Source organism: Actinoplanes sp. M2I2, from assembly GCF_023544445.1.
Taxonomy (GTDB): Bacteria; Actinomycetota; Actinomycetes; order Mycobacteriales; family Micromonosporaceae; genus Actinoplanes.
In genome coordinates this window covers 109085-126729 of sequence record NZ_JALPVJ010000012.1, presented here as the reverse complement: position 1 = coordinate 126729, position 17645 = coordinate 109085, and the positions used below count along the sequence as shown (strand labels likewise).

The 17645-nt window shown below is 70.8% G+C and carries 19 protein-coding genes; 10 read left to right on the top strand and 9 right to left on the bottom strand.

Annotation, left to right across the window (positions count from 1 at the left end):
- Positions 1–68: 68 nt before the first annotated feature.
- Entirely contained in the window at positions 69–845 is a 777-nt protein-coding gene (locus HJC40_RS46210; protein WP_250004128.1) for a LuxR C-terminal-related transcriptional regulator, read from the bottom strand.
- A gap of 125 nt (positions 846–970) precedes the next feature.
- Between HJC40_RS46210 and HJC40_RS25240 the strand changes: the two genes are divergently transcribed.
- From HJC40_RS25240 to HJC40_RS25230, 3 genes are all read left to right on the top strand, one after another.
- On the top strand, positions 971–1492 hold the full coding sequence (locus HJC40_RS25240) for a hypothetical protein (protein WP_250004127.1): 522 nt from the start codon (positions 971–973) through the stop codon (positions 1490–1492).
- A 158-nt stretch (positions 1493–1650) separates the two neighbouring features.
- On the top strand, positions 1651–2025 hold the full coding sequence (locus HJC40_RS25235; protein WP_250004126.1) for a VOC family protein: 375 nt from the start codon (positions 1651–1653) through the stop codon (positions 2023–2025).
- A gap of 52 nt (positions 2026–2077) precedes the next feature.
- Positions 2078–2407 (top strand): glyoxalase superfamily protein, encoded by a 330-nt coding sequence (locus tag HJC40_RS25230; RefSeq protein ID WP_250004125.1) that lies wholly within the window; start codon positions 2078–2080, stop codon positions 2405–2407.
- A gap of 10 nt (positions 2408–2417) precedes the next feature.
- Here HJC40_RS25230 and HJC40_RS25225 read toward each other — a convergent pair whose 3' ends face one another.
- Positions 2418–2837 carry a hypothetical protein gene (locus HJC40_RS25225; protein ID WP_250004124.1) on the bottom strand — a complete coding sequence of 140 codons (420 nt, stop codon included), beginning with the start codon at positions 2835–2837 and terminating at the stop codon, positions 2418–2420.
- Between the two features lie 93 nt (positions 2838–2930).
- On the opposite strand from HJC40_RS25225, the gene HJC40_RS25220 reads away from it, so the two are divergent.
- Both HJC40_RS25220 and HJC40_RS25215 read left to right on the top strand, forming a co-directional pair.
- Positions 2931–3536, top strand: coding sequence for a TetR/AcrR family transcriptional regulator (locus HJC40_RS25220; RefSeq protein ID WP_250004122.1), 606 nt, complete (start codon positions 2931–2933; stop codon positions 3534–3536).
- A 26-nt stretch (positions 3537–3562) separates the two neighbouring features.
- Positions 3563–4141, top strand: coding sequence for a GNAT family N-acetyltransferase (locus HJC40_RS25215; protein ID WP_250004120.1), 579 nt, complete (start codon positions 3563–3565; stop codon positions 4139–4141).
- Positions 4142–4155: 14 nt separating this feature from the next.
- Here the strand turns inward: HJC40_RS25215 and HJC40_RS25210 are convergent, their stop codons facing one another.
- Positions 4156–4926, bottom strand: a complete 771-nt coding sequence (locus HJC40_RS25210) for an SIMPL domain-containing protein (protein WP_250004118.1) — start codon at positions 4924–4926, stop codon at positions 4156–4158.
- 166 nt (positions 4927–5092) lie between these two features.
- Here HJC40_RS25210 and HJC40_RS25205 point away from each other — a divergent pair, with 166 nt between their 5' ends.
- Together HJC40_RS25205 and HJC40_RS25200 are read left to right on the top strand one after the other, a co-directional pair.
- Positions 5093–5749, top strand: coding sequence for a lytic polysaccharide monooxygenase (locus HJC40_RS25205; protein WP_250004116.1), 657 nt, complete (start codon positions 5093–5095; stop codon positions 5747–5749).
- Positions 5750–5834: 85 nt separating this feature from the next.
- Positions 5835–6401 carry a hypothetical protein gene (locus HJC40_RS25200; RefSeq protein ID WP_250004114.1) on the top strand — a complete coding sequence of 189 codons (567 nt, stop codon included), beginning with the start codon at positions 5835–5837 and terminating at the stop codon, positions 6399–6401.
- On the opposite strand, the gene HJC40_RS25195 is transcribed toward HJC40_RS25200, so the two are convergent.
- Genes HJC40_RS25195 through HJC40_RS25185 form a run of 3 tightly spaced genes read right to left on the bottom strand, consistent with a single transcriptional unit; the run spans position 6398 to position 10325 of the window.
- A complete protein-coding gene (locus HJC40_RS25195; protein ID WP_250004112.1) occupies positions 6398–7759 on the bottom strand; it encodes a (Fe-S)-binding protein in 1362 nt (453 codons plus the stop codon). The two genes, HJC40_RS25200 and HJC40_RS25195, sit on opposite strands and share 4 nt — an antisense overlap.
- A complete protein-coding gene (locus HJC40_RS25190) occupies positions 7759–8877 on the bottom strand; it encodes an FAD-binding oxidoreductase (protein ID WP_250004110.1) in 1119 nt (372 codons plus the stop codon). The genes HJC40_RS25195 and HJC40_RS25190 overlap by 1 nt, the downstream gene beginning before the upstream one ends.
- Positions 8877–10325: an FAD-linked oxidase C-terminal domain-containing protein gene (locus HJC40_RS25185; protein ID WP_250004108.1), complete on the bottom strand. Its 1449-nt coding sequence runs from the start codon at positions 10323–10325 to the stop codon at positions 8877–8879. Before HJC40_RS25185 ends, HJC40_RS25190 begins: the two co-directional genes overlap by 1 nt.
- Before the next feature lie 142 nt (positions 10326–10467).
- Between HJC40_RS25185 and HJC40_RS25180 the strand changes: the two genes are divergently transcribed.
- Positions 10468–11163: a hypothetical protein gene (locus HJC40_RS25180; RefSeq protein ID WP_250004106.1), complete on the top strand. Its 696-nt coding sequence runs from the start codon at positions 10468–10470 to the stop codon at positions 11161–11163.
- Between the two features lie 156 nt (positions 11164–11319).
- Here HJC40_RS25180 and HJC40_RS25175 read toward each other — a convergent pair whose 3' ends face one another.
- Complete coding sequence (locus tag HJC40_RS25175; RefSeq protein ID WP_250004104.1) at positions 11320–12531, bottom strand: cytochrome P450; 1212 nt, start codon at positions 12529–12531, stop codon at positions 11320–11322.
- A 205-nt stretch (positions 12532–12736) separates the two neighbouring features.
- Here HJC40_RS25175 and HJC40_RS25170 point away from each other — a divergent pair, with 205 nt between their 5' ends.
- Positions 12737–13138, top strand: coding sequence for a helix-turn-helix domain-containing protein (locus HJC40_RS25170; protein ID WP_250004102.1), 402 nt, complete (start codon positions 12737–12739; stop codon positions 13136–13138).
- Here HJC40_RS25170 and HJC40_RS25165 read toward each other — a convergent pair.
- Together HJC40_RS25165 and HJC40_RS25160 are read right to left on the bottom strand one after the other, a co-directional pair.
- A complete protein-coding gene (locus HJC40_RS25165) occupies positions 13080–14153 on the bottom strand; it encodes an MAB_1171c family putative transporter (RefSeq protein WP_250004100.1) in 1074 nt (357 codons plus the stop codon). The genes HJC40_RS25170 and HJC40_RS25165 overlap by 59 nt on opposite strands.
- Positions 14150–14617 (bottom strand): hypothetical protein, encoded by a 468-nt coding sequence (locus HJC40_RS25160; RefSeq protein WP_250004098.1) that lies wholly within the window; start codon positions 14615–14617, stop codon positions 14150–14152. Before HJC40_RS25160 ends, HJC40_RS25165 begins: the two co-directional genes overlap by 4 nt.
- Positions 14618–14808: 191 nt before the next feature.
- Here HJC40_RS25160 and ppdK point away from each other — a divergent pair, with 191 nt between their 5' ends.
- Complete coding sequence (gene ppdK, locus HJC40_RS25155; protein ID WP_250004096.1) at positions 14809–17490, top strand: pyruvate, phosphate dikinase; 2682 nt, start codon at positions 14809–14811, stop codon at positions 17488–17490.
- The last annotated feature ends 155 nt before the right edge of the window (positions 17491–17645 follow it).

Below are 17645 nucleotides of genomic sequence, written 5' to 3'. Positions count from 1 at the left end.
TCTGTCCCGGGTCGTCATCGCCGGCCGTCCGCGTCTTGTCGCTTCGCTCCCGGAGGGGCCGGCATCGCTCATCGAGCGAAGAGTCCTCCGCGCTGGGCAGTCAGGACAGCGCCGAGCCGGTCCTTACAGCCCAGTTTGCGGTACAGGTTTTCTTGATGCTTGGAGACGGTCGCCTCGGTGATACCCAGGCGCCGCGCGATCGCCCGCGCGGTCAGGCCCTCGGCAAGCAGCGCCAGTACGGTGAGCTGGCGAGGAGTAAGCCCCAGCGCGTTGGCCCGACGGCCGAGCTCTGCCGGCGCCTCCGCGCGCGTCCGCAGGCGTGACAGCTCGGCCAGATGCCGGTCCAAGCGAAAGAGCAACGGCTGCACCCTTCGCATGAGGCTCACCTCATGGTCGGTGTAGTCGAGCCCAGGCCGACAGATCAGGAACAGCCTCGCCGCGCCCGCCGCACCTGGTATCGGGACACCTAGATGCCGGATCGCGCCGTCCACATCACGCCGGCAGAGGTTGTACACCGGGTTTCGCCGCCACGACCGGTCATCCGTGACATCGCTGACTCGGAGCACCGATTTTTCGCCGGCCACATACAGCTCGCCCAGCGGATGCGCCCGGCGTAACGCAAGAACATATTTGTTCGCCCGGGCGACCGATGGCGAGCGCGTCCATGCCAGCACTGGACCCGTACTGGTCGGCGGCGGCCGATCGTCCTGGAACAGGGCGGCATTGGCCCGCATCGCGGCCTGCAACTCCAACGCCATCAGGGGCCACGGCGGCTCCTCTGACTCGTCATCGAGGAGCGCCACAGTCATGTCGAGGAAGCGCGCGTACTCCAACTGAGCTGCCACCACATCGACGATCCTCGCCCACGCCGCATTCCTCTACGTAGTTCTCCGAATTTCGCCAGGGCCGGCTCGCTGCGAACGTGGATTCACACCGGCCGGAGGCGCCGGACAAAAAGAGGGAGAAGATCATGTCCAACACGACCCAGCGACGTTTGGCCGGTGGCCTTGCACTCGGTGGCGCATTGCTGCCCTTGATCGGCAAGGTGACGGCGGGTTCGTCGCGGTCCTCCTCGCCGTCGACCGCGACTCTGGCCCCGCTCGGTCAGCTGAACGAAGATGGCGATGGTTGGTACGCGTCATCGAGTTCTGTGCCGCCCGCGACAACCTGCACCATCAATGCCTCTGCTGCGGCGTTTGTGCAATCGGTGGAGGGCTCCGACGGCACGTTCGTTCGCAGCCTGATGGTGCAGACGAACGCCGACATTCATAATCCGTATGTGTTCGTCGGGGTCACGCTCGGAGTCTCGGTCGACGTGATCGACAACAACGGAGTCACGTTGGCCACCTTCTATCACGAGGCCTTCGCCGGCGCGTGGTTTGATCCGCGTGGCAACAACAAGGCGTATACCTGGATCGACAACAAGGTCATGCCGGATGCGCGCCTCAACCGTATCCACCACGTCCGCGTTCGTTTCTCCAACGTGAGCTGACCTCTTTCGAGATCAGTTCCGATGAGGTCTGCAACAGCGCCGGAAGTGCCGTTCGCCCGGTACTTCCGGCCCGCCGTGCGCCCGCTCCCGCGCCGGCCTGTGGAGTGGAGTCGCGGCACCGGCTGAGGAAGCCGGGGTCTCTCCCTTAGGGTCTCAGCATGATTTTGCGACACGTGACGGTCGACAGCTCGGAGCCGTTCGAACTGGCCCGCTTCTGGAGCGAGGTCACCGGCTGGCCGCTGGGCGACGACGACAACCCGGGTGACGACGAGGTGCTGGTCGAGGCGCCGTCGCCGGTGCCGGGGCTGCTGTTCATCCGCGTACCGGAGGCCAAGACGATCAAGAACCGCCTCCACGTCGACTGGATGCCCGACGAGCGCACCCGCGACGAGGAGGTCGAACGGCTGACCGCTCTGGGCGCCAAGCTCTACGAGGACCACCGCACCCCGGACGGCCTCGGCTGGGTGACCATGCAGGACCCCGAGGGCAACGAGTTCTGCGTCGAGCGCAGCACCCTCGAACGCGGCCTCTGACCCGGCGCCGTTCGGTCGGTGCCGGACGCCCGCCGTCTGTCAGGATGCCCGCATGGACGAGAAGATCACGCCCATCCTGCATGTGGGAGACGCTGAAGCCTCGGCCGCCTGGTATTCGCGGCTCGGGTTCGCCCAGCAGTGGGAGCACCGCTTCGAGCCGGGGTTCCCGCTGTTCGTGTGTGTTTCCCGCGGGCCGATGCAGCTCTACTTGTCCGAGCACCGCGACGATGCCCGGCCCGACACGCTCCTGTATCTCCACGTCGGTGACGTCGACGCGGTGGCGGCCGAGTTCGGGGTTGCCGTCGAGAACGCGCCGTGGGGACGCGAGGTCCACCTGCGGGATCCGGACGGGAACCGTCTCCGGATCGGTGGCGCTCGGTGATCCGTCTGGTTCACCGGCTCAGCCGGGCGACGCCGTTGCGGAGGGCTCGGGGAGCCAGCCGCCGGTGTACGGCGGACAGCGGCGTCCAGAGCAGGCGCGCGGACGGACGGTCGTAGCGGATGTAGGTCGACAGGGAGACCTCGCCGTCGGCCGCTCGTACCACCAGGTTGGCCGTCATGGCCGGAGAGGCCGCCTCCATGCGGATCGCCTCGTCGCCGCGGCCGGCGATGCGCCAGCCCGCGATGGTTTCGGGGGAGCGCCCGCTGCTCAGCCGCAGGCCCAGGACGATCCGCCAGATGAAGAACTCCCCGGGATCGGGGACGTCGCCGAAGATCGAGCGGGCCCACTCCTCCGGTGGTCGCCGGGCGTCGGTGCGAACGGTGAAGCGGTCGGTGTAGTGGATCGCGGAGAGCGGCCGGAGCACGGTCATCGTCGTTCCCTTCCCCTGTACGGTACCGTATAAGCCCAGGCTAGAGCTGTTATACGCAGCCGTATATACGGTGGCGTACACGGGAGGAGTGACGTGGCGCACAATGGCTTCGCGACCCGGACGCCGCGCGAGCGGTGGATCGAGGAGGGTCTGCGGGCGCTGGCCGCGGGTGGGCCCGACGCCGTACGGGTGGAGACGCTGGCGAAGCAGCTCGGGGTGACCAAAGGCGGCTTCTACGGGTCCTTCGCCGACCGCGATGCCCTCCTGACCGCGATGCTCGACACCTGGGAGCGGGAGAGCACCGACGAGGTCCACGAACGCATCGAACGCGAGGGCGGCGACCCGAAGAAAAAGATCGAACGGGCCGGGCTGCTGACCTTCTCCAGCGATCGGCTGCTCCCGATCGACCTGGCGATCCGTGACTGGGCCCGCCGCGACGACGAGGTCGCCGAGCGCCTGCGCCGGGTCGACAACCGGCGGATGGCCCTGCTGCGCGAGATGATCGGCACCTTCTGCTCCGACCCCGACGAGGTCGAGGCACGCAGCGTCCTCGCCTTCTGCCTGCTCATCGGCGAGCATTTCCTGGCCGCCGAGCACGGCGACCGCACCCGGGCCCAGGTGCTGGCCCGCGCCGGCGATCTGATCCTTTCCCGTACGCCGAAGGCCGGCCGGCCGGGCAGCCACCAGGCGAGCCGTTGATCGTCGGGAGTGGGCATCATGGTGGCGTGCGAAGCCGTCATGTGAACGAACTGCGTCCCGACTACCCCGTTCGGACCGAGCGCCTCCTGCTTCGTCCGCTGGCGACGGACGACGTGGACGCCCTGCTCGCCTATCGCAGCCGTCCCGAGGTCTGCCGCTACGTTCCGTTCGAGCCGATGGACCGCGACCTGATCGCCGACCGGCTGGCCGGGCCGTGGGCGCGGACCGAGCTGACCGAGGAGGGTCAGTCCCTGACGTTGGGGGCCGTCCTGGCCGACACCGGCCGGCTGATCGGTGACGTGGTCCTGTTCTGGCACAGCAGCCACCACCGCGGCGGCGAGATCGGGTACGTCTTCAACCCGGACTTCGCCGGGCGCGGCTACGCCACCGAGGCGGCGTCCGCCGTCCTGCGGCTCGGTTTCGAGGACCTGGGTCTGCACCGGATCGTCGCGCGCCTCGACGAGCGCAACGAAGCCTCGGCCCGGGTGGCCCGCCGGCTCGGCCTGCGCCAGGAGGCCCGCCTCGTCGACAACGAGATCTTCAAGGGGGAGTGGAGCACCGAGCTTCAGTTCGCCATGCTCGCCGACGAGTGGGCGCGAAAGTAGAAGGGGTCAGCCGGTCAGGATCGGCGGCTGCGGGGTGCCGGCGCGTCGAGGGCCCACTCCACCGTGATGGTGACCGTCAGCGCCTGGCGGCCCGGCTCGAGGGGGACGGACGAGTCCGACGCGGCGAACCGGTCTCCACCCTTCCACTGAGCGGGACTCGCCTCGCTCACCTTGAGCACCCGGCCGAGCGGCCGGCCGGCCTCGCGGGCGTACAGTGCGGCCCGCTGGCGGGCGTCGGCGAACGCCTTCTTGCGTGCCTCGGCCAGCAGCGCGGCGTCGTCCTCGATCGAGAAGGACGCGCCGAGCACCCGTGCCGCGTCGCCGCCGGCCGCGACGGCGGCGGACATCAGCGCGCCGCCCTGCGGCAGGTTGCGGATCCTCGCGGTGAGCCCCTGGTTCGCGGTGTAACCGATGACGGTCCCGTCGTCCTTGCGGGTCGAGGTGAGGCTGACGTTCGACGTCTGCAGGTCTGCCTTGGCCACCCCGCGCCGGACGAGCGTGTCGCGCATGCGAGCAGCCGCCGTGTTGGCGCGTTTGAGGGCTTCGGCGACCGTGGACGCGGTCGTCTCCACGGCGAAGGTGGCGTCCAGCGTGTCCGGCTTGCCGAACACTTCCCCCTCGCCGGTGACCAGCACACTCTCCGGGGTCTGATCGGCGGACGTGGACTTCGCCGCGGCGGTGGCCGAGGCCGGCGCTGGGCGGCCGGCGTCGAGGGCGGGAACGGCAACCAGCGTGGCCAGGACGGCGACCGCCGGAGCGGCCAGGCGTGATGACTGTTTTCTCATAGCTTCAGGCTATATGTCGCATCCCGAAATGTGCGTGACCGTGGCCGGGATCGTGGCGAGCTGTGCCAATATCCATAGACGTAGGTTGATATCCGGACACATGGGTGAGAGTATTTCTGGGAGCGCTCCCATGATCGTATGAACGCCGAAGAATGGAGGACAGATCGTGCGTCCACACGAGTTCCGATCCGGCCGGAGCCCCGTCCGTGCCGTCGTCGTGCTGCTCGCCATGCTGGCTGCGCTGCTGCCGTGGAGCAGCGCGGCTCAGGCCCACGGCACCGTCGTGAGCCCGGCGACCCGCGCCTACCAGTGCTGGCAGTCCTGGGGCAGTCAGCACACCAATCCGGCCATGCAGCAGCAGGACCCCATGTGCTACAAGGCCTTCCAGTCCAACCCCGACACCATGTGGAACTGGATGAGTGCCCTGCGCGACGGCCTCGGCGGTCAGTACCAGGCCCGTACCCCGGACGGGCAGCTCTGCAGCAACGGCCTGACCCGCAACAACAGCCTCAACGAGCCGGGCGCCTGGCGGACCTCGAACATCGGCCGCAACTTCACGGTCCAGCTCTACGACCAGGCCAGCCACGGTGCCGACCACTTCCGGGTCTACGTCAGCAAGCAGGGGTTCAACCCGGCCACCCAGCGCCTCGGCTGGGGGAACCTCGACTTCATCACGCAGACCGGCCGGTACGCGCCGGCTCAGAACATCTCGTTCAACGTCTCGACCTCCGGATACACCGGACATCACATCGTCTTCGTCATCTGGCAGGCCTCGCACCTCGACCAGGCCTACATGTGGTGCAGCGACGTGAACTTCACCTGATCAGCGGGGCCCGGGGCATCGGTCGATGCCCCGGGCCGCCCGCTCCCGAAGTGACCACGCGGCCGGCGACGAGGTGAGAGCGAACATGAAGTCCTGGAAGGACCTCGCGGCGGGGCTCCGGCACCGCTATGTGGGTGCGGCGGCGATCCTGCTGACGGTGTCGGCCGGTGCCCTCATCCTGGCCACTCCGGAGGACGAGCCGGCCGATCTGCGGACCCAGATCGAGACCCGGATGCGCGACACGCTCGAACAGTCGGACCCGGGCCGGCACAACCACGCCGGTCACGACGTCGCGACGGCGGCCGGCGCGGATGTCAAGCCGATCTGCGGGGTCCGCGTCTACGGCTACGAGCCGGCTCAGGCGGTGGCCCTCGCGGACGTCCGCAAGGTCTACGGCTTCCACCTCTGCGGGGTCGCCGAGCCGAAGCGCCCGTGGGACGTGGCGGTCAAGCTGGCCGGCCCGGTCATCGTCGACATGTCCACCCAGCTACCGGGCATCCAGGTCGTCGAGGCCACCGCCGACGTCACGTTCGCCGACCGGCTCCGCGAGATGTTCCCGGCCCGGTACGCGGACCTGGCGCAGAAGGAGGCGCTGGCCGAAGCCGAGATGGCCGGCCTGCGCAGCCGCTACGACGACGCGGCCGGACTCTAGGGCGTACGCAGGGCGTCGGCTCCCAGGCCGCGCAGGGAAGCGTCGAGAACCTGGGCGGTGTGGGCCATGGCCAGCTCCGCACCTTGACGGCGCAGGGCGGCGGCCACCTGCATCATGCACCCCGGGTTGGCGGTGACCAGCAGCTCGGCGCCGGTGGCGAGCACGTTGGCCGCCTTGCGGTCGCCCAGCTCGGCCGCGGGCACCGGGTTCAGGACGTTCCAGATGCCGGCCGAGCCGCAGCACAGCTCGGGGTCGGCGATCTCGCGCACGGTCAGCCCGGGGATGCCGCGCAGCAACGCGCGCGGCTGGGCCCGGACGCCCTGGGCGTGAGCCAGATGGCAGGCGTCGTGATAGGCCACCGTCAGCGGCAGGGGATGGCGGGGCGCTACCGGGCCCAGCTCTTCGAGCAGCTCGGCCAGATCGCGGACCTTCGCGGCGAACGCCGCCGCCCTTCGCGCGTACGCCGGGTCGTCCGCGAGCAGGTCGCCGTACTCCTTGAGGCTGGAACCGCAACCGGCCGCGTTGACCACGAAGTAGTCCATGCCGGTGTGCTCGAACGTGTCGATCAGCCGGCGGGCGAAACGCAGCGCCTCGTCGCGCCGTCCGTTGTGGACGCTGAGGGCGCCGCAGCAACCCTGGCCCGGGGGGATCACCACGTCGCAGCCCTCGGCGGCCAGAACGCGTACGGTGGCCGAATTCACCTCGGGGAAGAACGCGCCCTGGACGCAGCCGGTCAGCATGCCCACGACGGCCCGGCGGGCGCCCCGGGCCGCGACCCGGCTCGGCGGCGGGGGGACCTTGCGCAGCCGCGGCGCCAGCGACTCGAGCGTCGCCAGGGTGGGACCCAGACGGTCGAGCAGGCCGCTGCGGGCCACCAGTCTCTGCAGACCCGAGCTCTGGTACGCCCGGAGCGGCCCCCGCAGCAGGCGGAGCCGGCGCGGATAAGGGAAGAGCGCGAAGATGGCCCGCCTCAGCAGGGCGTCGCCGCGGTCGCGGGTGAACCGGCGTTCGACCTGGGCCCGGGTGTCCTCGATCAGGCGGTCGTACTGCACGCCGGACGGGCACGCGGTCACGCAGGCCATGCAGCCCAGGCACTTGTCGAAGTGGGAGACCATCGACGGGCTGAGCGGTTCGCCGTCGACGCCCTCGTTCATCAGGTAGATGCGGCCGCGCGGCGAGTCGGCCTCGGCGCCCCACAGCACGTACGTCGGGCAGCTGGGCAGGCAGAAGCCGCAGTGCACGCAGTCGGCCAGCAGGTCGGCGCGCGGCGGGTGGTCGTGGTCGAACGCCCGGCCGTCGTCGACCGGCCCGAGCACGTCGCGCGGCGGCTCGCCGGTGCCCCAGGTGGCGTCGACCATCAGATGCCTCCCACGAAACGCCCCGGCGCGAAACGGTGACCGGGGTCGAACTGATCCTTGATCCGCCGCATCAGCGCCAGTCCCGGCACCGGCCCCCACATGTCGAGGATGTCGCGCACCTCGGCCGGTGCGGTCAGCACCACCGCGTGCCCGCCGCCGCGCACGCACAACGCCCGTAGCCGCTCGACCTCGGTGATGTCCCGCGCGGCGGCGTAGAGGACCCCCGTGCCGGCCGAGCCTCGCAGCGCCGCCCCCGAGTCGATCAGCGAGGGCACCTTCGACAGCGGCACCGACAGCTTCATCCCGATCTCGTCGGGCGCCCACGGGTCGCGGCCCCACCACCCGGGCGCGGTCTCGCTCAGCTCCCCGGCCAGCAGCTTCTCGACCAGGGCGGACCTTTCCCGGACGCCCGCCGGCGTGCCCTCGAGGAGCACGGCGAGCTCGCCCGTGGCCGTGTCGATCTCGATCGCGGCCGGCGCGACCTGGGCGGCCAGGATCGCCGGCACGGCCTGGGCCGGGGCGGTCGAGCGGACGTACGCGGCCGCCGCCGGCCGGGGATGCAGCCGGAACACGCACTCGGTGATCAGCCCGAGTGTCCCGTACGACCCGGTGTAGAGCTTGCCGAGGTCGTAGCCGGCGACGTTCTTGACCACCTTGCCGCCGGACCGCGCGACGACGCCGTCGGGCCGCACGATGGTGATGCCGATCAGCAAGTCGCGCGCGGTGCCGTAGTGCAGCCGCCGCGGGCCGCTCGTCCCGGTCGCGACCACGCCGCCCACCGTGGCCGCCGCGGGGGCGTCGAGGGCCAGCTGCTGATCGCCCAGCTCGAGGTCGCCCAGCGGCGTCCCGGCCCGCAGCACGGTGATCAGGTCGCCGGCCGCGTGCTCGACCACCCCGGCCAGCCGGCCCGTGTCGATGATCAGATCGAGCGAGCGTGGGGGCGGGCCCCAGTGCAGTTTCGTTCCGCCGCCCCGGACGACGACGGTCAGGTCGCGCGCGGCGGCGACCAGCGCGGCCGCCTCCCCGGTCGAGGCCGGCGCGGCGACCAGCCGGGCCGGCACGCCGCCGACGTGGTCGTCGTCGCCGGCCGGGCGGGTCAGCTCGTCGAGCGCCCCCATCAGAACACGTCCACGCCGGGGAAACGTTCGGCCAGGCCGCCACCGGGCCGTTCGCCGCACAGCCGCGGGGTCGGGAACACCTTGCCGGGGTTGGCCAGCCGGCCGGGGTCGAACGCGCACCGCACCAGCTGCATGGTGTCGAGGTCGTCGTCGCTGAACATGCGGGGCATGTACTTCGCCTTGTCCATGCCGACGCCGTGCTCACCGGTGATCGAGCCGCCGTACTCGATGCAGAGATCGATGATCGCGCCGGACACCGTCTCGGCCCGCTCGGCCTCACCCTCGACGCGGGCGTCGAACAGCACCAGCGGGTGCAGGTTGCCGTCGCCGGCGTGGAAGACGTTGGCCACCCGTACGCCGTGCCGCCCGGCCACCTCGCCGATGCGGCGCAGCACCTCGGGCAGCGCGGTCCGCGGGATCACGCCGTCCTGCACGATGTAGTCGGGGCTGATCCGGCCCACCGCGGCGAAGGCGGACTTGCGGCCCTTCCAGAACAGCGCCCGCTCGATGTCGTCGGCCGCCGTCCGTAACTCGAACGCGCCGGCCCGGTCGCACAGCGCGGTGACCTGGTCGAACTGGGCCTCGACCTCGGCCGCCGGCCCGTCCAGCTCGACGATCAGCACGGCCGCCGCGCCGGGCGGGTAGCCGCAGGCGACGGCGGCCTCGGCCGCCTCGATGGCCAGCGCGTCCATTATCTCGATCGCGGCCGGCACCACCCCGGCCGCGATGATCGCCGAGGTGGCCGCGCCGGCGGCGTCGATGCTGGGAAAGGCGGCCAGCAGCGTGCGCACCGCCTCGGGCAGCCGGGTGAGCCGCACGGTCACCTCGGTGGCGACGCCCAGCGTGCCCTCCGAGCCGACGAACGCGCCGATCAGGTCGTACCCCGGCGGGTCGAGCGCGCGGCCGCCGAGCCGCAGCAGCTCGCCGTCGGGGGCCACGATCTGCAGGCCGGTGACGTGGTTGGTGGTGAAGCCGTACTTGAGGCAGTGGGCGCCGCCCGAGTTCTCGGCGACGTTCCCGCCGATCGAGCAGATCTGCTGGCTGGACGGGTCGGGCGCGTAGTAGTAGCCGTGCGGTGCGGCGGCCTTGGTGACCTGCAGGTTGATCACCCCGGGCTCGACCACGGCCCGCTCGTCGGCCGGCGCGATGTCGAGGATGCGGCGCATCTGGGCGGTGACGATCAGGACGCCCTCGGCGTGCGGGAGCGCCCCGCCGGAGAGCCCGGTGCCGGAGCCGCGGGCCACGAACGGCACGCCGGCCGCGACGCAGGCCCGGACCACGGTGGCGACCTGGCTCGCGGTGTGCGGCAGCACGACCAGGGCCGGAATGACCTTGTAGTGGGCGAGGCCGTCGCACTCGTACGTCCGGAGCTCCTGCCGGTCGGTGACGACCTGCTCGGGGCCCAGCTCGGCGCGCAGCCGCAGAGCAAGCGCGTCGATGTCCGCCATGCGACCTCCTCACCTGAAGGGTCTCGGGGACAACCTATCCCGTCGCCTCCCGTTTCGTCACCGAGAGTCGAGCCCGGATGCCGGTCGGTAGTAGTCGCGGCATCGTCGTCGGGGCCGCCCGCCGGTCTGGGAGGATGGCCCGATGTTCGTGACCGCAAGAGCCTCCCGACTCGCCGCGACGACGGCGTTGGCCCTGCTCGCGGTGGCCGGCTGCTCGTCGGACGACGAGCCGGCGCCCGAGCCGACCGGGCTCGTCGACGTCACCACGATGCGCGGCGCGCTGCTGCAGGCGGCCGAGATCGGCCCGACGTGGCAGCCACCCGCGCAGAGCGCCGACCCGGGCAAGCTGGTGAGCCTCTGCGGCGGCACGTCGGCCGCGCCCACCGTGCCACCCGGCGGGGAGGTCGTGGCGTCGTCCTTTGTGGACGAGGGAAAGAACGGCGCGCAGACGCTCGACCAGACGGCGCTCGTCTACGGCGACGTCACGCTGGCCACGGCCGCCCACACGGCTCTGCGGGCGATCGCCGACAGCTGCCCGCCGTCGGTGTCGGTGCCGGCCACGGTCAACGACGACAAGTCCGAACCGGGCTACACCGAGAAGATCGAGATCAAAACGTTGGACGAGGCCGGTTGGAAGGGCTTCGTGGTGATCCGGCACAAGACGTACGAGAAGGCCCACCCGGGTGCGGCCGACACCGCGGTGGCCATCCTGAACAGCCGGAACGTCGTCCTCGTCGATCAGTACGCGCTCTACCGGCTGGGCACGTCGAGCGCCGCGTCGAACTTCGACGCCGACTGGCAGAAGCTCGTCGGCACCGTGGTCCAGCGGGTTGGTTAGCTGGTCCAACGGTCGGCTCAGCCGGCGGGATAGACACGACAGCCCGCTGTCGTCTAATGTTCCGAGTGCGCCGTTGCGAGTTCTTCCCCCGTGGAATTCGCAGCGGCGTCTTATTTGTGCCTGCTTCTGCGACCGGTTCTTTGAGGCGGCCAGCTCTCACGCAGTCGTCACCGGCAGGCTGTCGAAGCCGCGGATCGTGAGGCTGTTGCGCCGCTCGGCGCCGTCCGCCCGCCGCAACCCCGGCAGCCGCTCGAAGAGCCGCGGAAAGGCGATCTGCGCCTCGAGCCGGGCCATCGGCGCGCCCAGGCAGTAGTGGATGCCCCCGCCGAACGACAGCGACGCGGTGTCGGCCCGCAGCAGGTCGAGGCGGTCCGGGTCGGTGAAACGCCGCGGGTCCCGGTTGGCCGCCCCGGTGTAGGCCACGATCCGCTGGCCCGGCTCGAGCGCCACCCCGGCCACCGACGCCGGCTCGATCACCGTACGGTCGATGTTCTGCACCGGGGAGTCGAAGCGCAGCAGCTCCTCGACCGCCGCGGCCGGGTCGGCGTGCAGCCGGGGCAGCTGCTCCGGATGGTCGAGCAGCGCGGCCAGGCCGTTGGAGAGCAGGTTGGTCGTGGTCTCGAAGCCGGCCGCGAACAGCAGACCGGCCATGGTCAGCAACTCGTCGCCGGTGAGCCGGTCGCCCGCCTCCTCGTGCTCCACCATCGCGCTCATCAGGTCGCCCCGGGGCCGTTGCCGTCGCTCGGCGGCCAGCCCGCCCAGATAGTCGCGCACCGCCTGGGCAGCCGGGTCGGCCTTGAGCAGCACCTCGGGCGTGATCTCGTCGAGCACCGCCGACCAGTCCTGCACCAGATGCTGGAAGGGCGCGCGGTCGGCCTCGGGAACCCCCAGCAGCTCGCTGATCACGTTGCAGGGCAGGGGGAACGCGAACGCCGCGACGAAGTCGGCGGTGCCCGCGGCGGACAGGTCGTCGATCAGGTCGTCGATCATCCGGGTGGTCGCCGGCCCCAGCTCCCGCACCCGGCGCGCGGTGAAGCTCGAGCTGACCAGCCGTCGCAACCGGGTGTGATCGGGCGGGTTGATGCCCAGCAGGCTCGTGAAGTAGCCGTGCAGCGCCGGGTGCTCGGCCCAGTCGGCCAGGCCGGCCAGCGGGAGCATCTCGATCGGCATCTTGCCCAGCCGGTGGTCGCGGGAGACCGCCTGGCAGTCGGCGAACCGGGTGACGATCAGGGTGCCGTCGGGCTCGCGCAGCACCGGCCCCAGCTCCCGCAGCCTCGCGTAGTGGCCGTAGGGATCCTCTCGTCCCACCATGGTGCTGAGCTCGTCCAGCAGTGCCGAAACTTCGCGACCTTCCACAATGCTCGCCACAACCTGACCATACAAGTTCCGCGCGTCCCGGTAACAAGACAGCTCTTCAGGCCCTTGAGCAGCGCGATGAGGTGTTCTAGGCTGCATCGGGTCCGTCAACGTCAGTTTATGGCGCCTGCATCGGGGGATGTGCATGGACGTGAGGCTCGCGTCCCTGCTCATGGCGTCGTAGGCTGCGTGATGACCAAACGGGAGGGAGGCGTGGGTGGGCGCCTTCTCCATCGCCGGGAGACTGGACAGGCTTTTCAAACAGCTGCGGCCCGAGCCGAGTTACATGGCCGTGGCTGAGGCTGTCCGGTCCGGCCAGGGAGTGTCGATCTCCCATACGTACATCTGGCAGCTGCGCACCGGCCGGCGTGACAACCCGACCATTCAGCATCTGACCGCGCTCGCGACCTACTTCGGGGTGCCGGTGTCGTATTTCATCGACGACGAGCAGACGACCCGCATCGATTCCCAGCTCGACCTGCTGCGGACGATCCGCGACGCCGGCGTCACCGAGCTCGCCCTGCGGGCCGCCGACGTGTCGCCGCGCGGCCGCGACACGATCAGCGAGCTGATCCAGAGGGTGTGGGAGTCCGAGAAGGGCCTGCGAGGCCACGGCTGACCCGGCTGAGCCAGGCGACCTCGTCGGCCATCGTCGGGCCGACCGGCGCCCACGAGCCCGGGGTCTCCAGCGGGCTCCCGGCCGCCCGGCGGTGCAGGGCGGCCGCGATGGCGGCTGCCTCCTCGTCCGGCGACGGGCCGTGCGGCGACGCGTACGGGCGTAACGCCAGCATGCCGTCGCGGATCTCGATGACCCGGCGGTAGAGCCGCAGGTGCACGTCGTCGACGCCGGCCAGCTCGATCACCGCGCGCCGCGGCGTGAAAAGGATCACCTCGGGGAACGCGTCCCGCATCGCCTTCCAGAGCGGGCGCAGCACGAGCAGGGAGCGATAGGCCGCGTACGCCGCCCGGGCCCGCCGGGTCGCTGGCACCAGCAGACCCGCGATCGTCAGGATGAGCCCACTGGTCTGCACCGTGCGGCCGACCGGCTCGACGGTCGAGAACGCGACGGTCGTGCCGAGGTTGTGCGCCAGGATCAGGCTCCCCTTGACCGCGGCATAGCAGGCCACCAGGGCTGTCCCGGCCGCCGTCACGCGCAGCCCGGCCCGGGCCAGCCGGGCCCGCGCCTCGCCGCCGATCCGCCAGAAGAGCAGGGACGTGCTCACCAGCACCGTGCCCAGGTAGGCCTCGAGCACCACCCAGTACCCGGCGACCGACCAGCCCTGGTCGCCGGCCAGCAGCTCGGCCTCGGTGTCGATGCCCCCGGCGATCACGTCGAGGACGCACAGGACCACGAGCACCGTCAGCAGCAGTGCCAGCTGCCGCGACCGGACACCGGTGTGGGTGACCAGGGCGATGAAGCGCTGCAGGAAGAACGCCGAGGTGACCCCCAGCAGGTGCGGCACGATCGGCAGGTCGACCTGCGCGGCGACCGGTCCGAACGACACCGTCTTGGCCAGCGCGATCGCGCACACCGCGGCCCACAGCGCGCGCTGCCGCTGGTCACGCCAGAGGGTCGGGACCCGTACCAGCGTCGCGCCCCACAGCAGCACCAGCAGCGCGACGTCGAGGATCATTCGAAGCCCAGCGCGTCGGCGACCCGTCCGAGCGTGGTGCGCGGACCGCGGGAGGAGCGGCCGCGGATGAGCGAAGCCATCATCTCGGCCTCGCGCTCCTGCCCGTCGGAGTAGCCGACCCGGCCGAGCATGCGCCGGACGGCGCCCGGCTCGAGGTCGGGGAAGAGCCGTTCGATCGCCGCGTCGGCCCCGGAATGTCCGCAGAGGATGTGCGAGAGCTCGTGCAGCACGATGTGCTCGGCGTGCAGCGGCGAGGTGCCGGGGTCGTAGAAGACGTGGTCGGCCGTCTCGGTGCCGATCCAGAGTCCGCAGGGCGCCTCGGCGCTGAGCCCCGGAACCGGCTGGCGGATCAGCGGGCGGCCGCGGCGGCCGGCGATCTCGTCACAGAACTCGTCGAGGTCGAACGGGTCGGGCACACGCAGGCCACGCAGCTTCTTCTCGCAACGTCGTCGCAGTCCCTCCACCGCGGCCACGCTACTCGACCGCTCCGCTGCGCGGAACTGCGCGGAGAAAGCGCTTACCGAACAGCGGGTGTCGGGCACCTGTGGAATACCCCACCGCACTGTTAACTATTAGGCCGAAGTCTGCATAGCCTTACGAACCTTGGGGGCAGGAACCAGTTCGGCCGAGGAATCAAAACCGGAGGTGGCTGGCGGTGGCAAAGTACGTCTACGACTTCGCCGAGGGAAACAGGGATCTCAAAGACCTTCTCGGGGGCAAGGGCGCCAACCTCGCGGAGATGACCAATCTCGGCCTGCCGGTCCCGGCCGGCTTCACGATCACCACCGAGGCCTGCCGCCGGTTCCTGACCGACGGCGCGCAGATCGGCGGGCTCGGCGACGAGATCGACCGCCATCTCGCCGGGCTCGAGGCCGCGATGGGCCGCCGGCTCGGTGACCCGGCCGACCCGCTGCTGGTCAGCGTGCGGTCGGGGGCCAAATTCTCGATGCCCGGCATGATGGAGACCGTTCTCAACGTCGGGCTCAACGACGACTCGGTGGCCGGGCTGTCGCGGCAGGCCGGCGGCAACGACCGCTTCGCGTGGGATTCCTACCGCCGGCTCATCCAGATGTTCGGCAAGACCGTGTGCGATGTGCCCGGCGACGAGTTCGAGGACGCGCTGCACAACGCGAAGGTGGCCAAGGGCGTCGAGGACGACGTGCAATTGGACGCCGACGATTTGAAATCGCTCGTGTCGGCGTACAAGAAGGTTTTCGTCAAGCACGTCGGTCACGATTTCCCGCAGGACCCGCGCCGGCAGCTCGACCTGGCGATCGAGGCGGTTTTCCGATCCTGGAACGCGGACCGGGCCGTGCTCTATCGGCGCCAGGAGCGCATCCCGGCCGACCTGGGCACCGCGGTCAACGTCGTCGCGATGGTCTTCGGCAACCTCGGGCCCGATTCCGGTACGGGCGTCGCGTTCACCCGCGACCCGTCGACCGGCGACAGCGGCATCTACGGCGACTACCTGCAGAACGCGCAGGGCGAGGACGTGGTCGCGGGCATCCGGAACACGCTGCCGCTGGCCGACCTCGAGAAGATCGACAAGAAGTCGTACGACGAGCTCCTGCAGATCATGGCCACGCTCGAGGGGCACTATCGCGACCTGTGCGACATCGAGTTCACGATCGAGCGCGGCAAACTGTGGATGTTGCAGACCCGCGTCGGCAAGCGCACGGCGGCCGCGGCCTTCACGATCGCCGCGCAGCTCGTCGACGAAGGCATGATCGACCTGGACGAGGCGGTCACCCGGGTCAGCGGGGCCCAGCTCGCGCAGCTGATGTTCCCGCGCTTCGACCTGGCCGGCCACCCGTCCCCGCTGACTCGCGGCGTCGGCGCGTCCCCGGGCGCGGCGTACGGCTCCGTCGTCTTCACCTCCGCCCGCGCCGTCGAGCTGGCCGCCTCCGGTGAGAAGGCGATCCTGGTACGGCGGGAGACCAACCCCGACGACCTGCCCGGCATGATCGCGGCCCAGGGCATCCTGACCTCCCGCGGCGGCAAGACGTCGCACGCCGCCGTGGTGGCCCGGGGCATGGGCAAGACCTGTGTCTGCGGGGCCGACCAGGTCGAGGTCGGCCGCGACCGGTTCACGGTCGGCGGTCAGGTCGTGCGCGAGGGCGACGTGATCTCGATCGACGGCACGACCGGGCGGGTCTACCTCGGCGAGGTGCCGGTGCGCCCCTCCGAAGTGGTGCAGTACTTCGAGGGCGACCTCGATCCCGCGCTGGCCAACGAACCGCTGGTCGCCGCCGTGCACCAGCTGATGACCCACGCCGACTCGCGGGCCCGGCTGCGGGTGCGGGCCAATGCCGACACCGGTACGGACGCCGCGCGGGCCCGGCGCTTCGGGGCTCACGGCATCGGCCTGTGCCGCACCGAGCACATGTTCCTGGGCGACCGGCGCGAACTGGTCGAGCGGCTGATCCTGGCCCACGACAAGACCGGGCGTGACGGGGCGCTGGCCGCGCTGCAGCCGTTGCAGCGGGCCGACTTCCTCGACATCTTCCGCGAGATGAACGGCCAGCCGGTCACCGTGCGGCTGATCGACCCCCCGCTGCACGAGTTCCTGCCCTCCCTCGAAGAGCTGGCGGTGCAGGTGGCGGTGGCCAAGGAGCGCGGCGAGGAGGCCGAGCGCGACGAGCGGATGCTCGCGGCCGTGCGGCGCATGCACGAGCAGAACCCGATGCTCGGCCTGCGCGGCGTACGCCTGGGCCTGGTCATCCCCGGTCTGTTCGCCATGCAGGTGCGCGCGATCGCCGAGGCGGCGGTCGCGCTGGCCGCCGAGGGCGGCCGCCCTCGCCCCGAGATCATGGTCCCGCTGGTCGGCGCGGTCCAGGAGCTCGAGACCGTACGGGCCGAGGCCGAGAAGATCATCGCCGAGGTGGTCGGCGACACGGGCGTCGAGGTGCTCATCGGCACGATGATCGAGGTGCCGCGGGCCGCGCTGACCGCCGGGCAGATCGCCGAGGCGGCCGAGTTCTTCTCGTTCGGCACCAACGACCTGACCCAGATGGCGTGGGGCTTCTCGCGCGACGACGTGGAGGGCGCGTTCTTCTGGCGCTACCTCGAACTGGGCATCTTCGGGATCTCGCCGTTCGAGTCCCTCGACCGCGACGGGGTCGGGCGGCTGGTGCGCATCGCCACCGACGAGGGCCGGGCCACCCGGCCCGGCCTGAAGCTCGGCGTCTGCGGCGAACACGGCGGCGACCCGGAGTCGGTGCACTTCTTCCACGAGGTCGGGCTGGACTACGTGTCGTGCTCGCCGTTCCGGGTGCCGATCGCCCGGCTCGAAGCCGGTCGCGCGGCAGTGGAGTCGGCCGGCTCCGACCATCGCTGAGGCTGTGCCGGGCCCGGCTGCTCCCCAAGGGCCGCCGGGCCGTTCGCCGCGGCATTTCGTCGGCTTCGCCCGGGAGGGCCGGGATGGGCGACCACTGTTCGGGTGGCGATCCGGCGGAGGACTCAAAATTGTCGGGGGGCAGGTCTAGCGTCGGG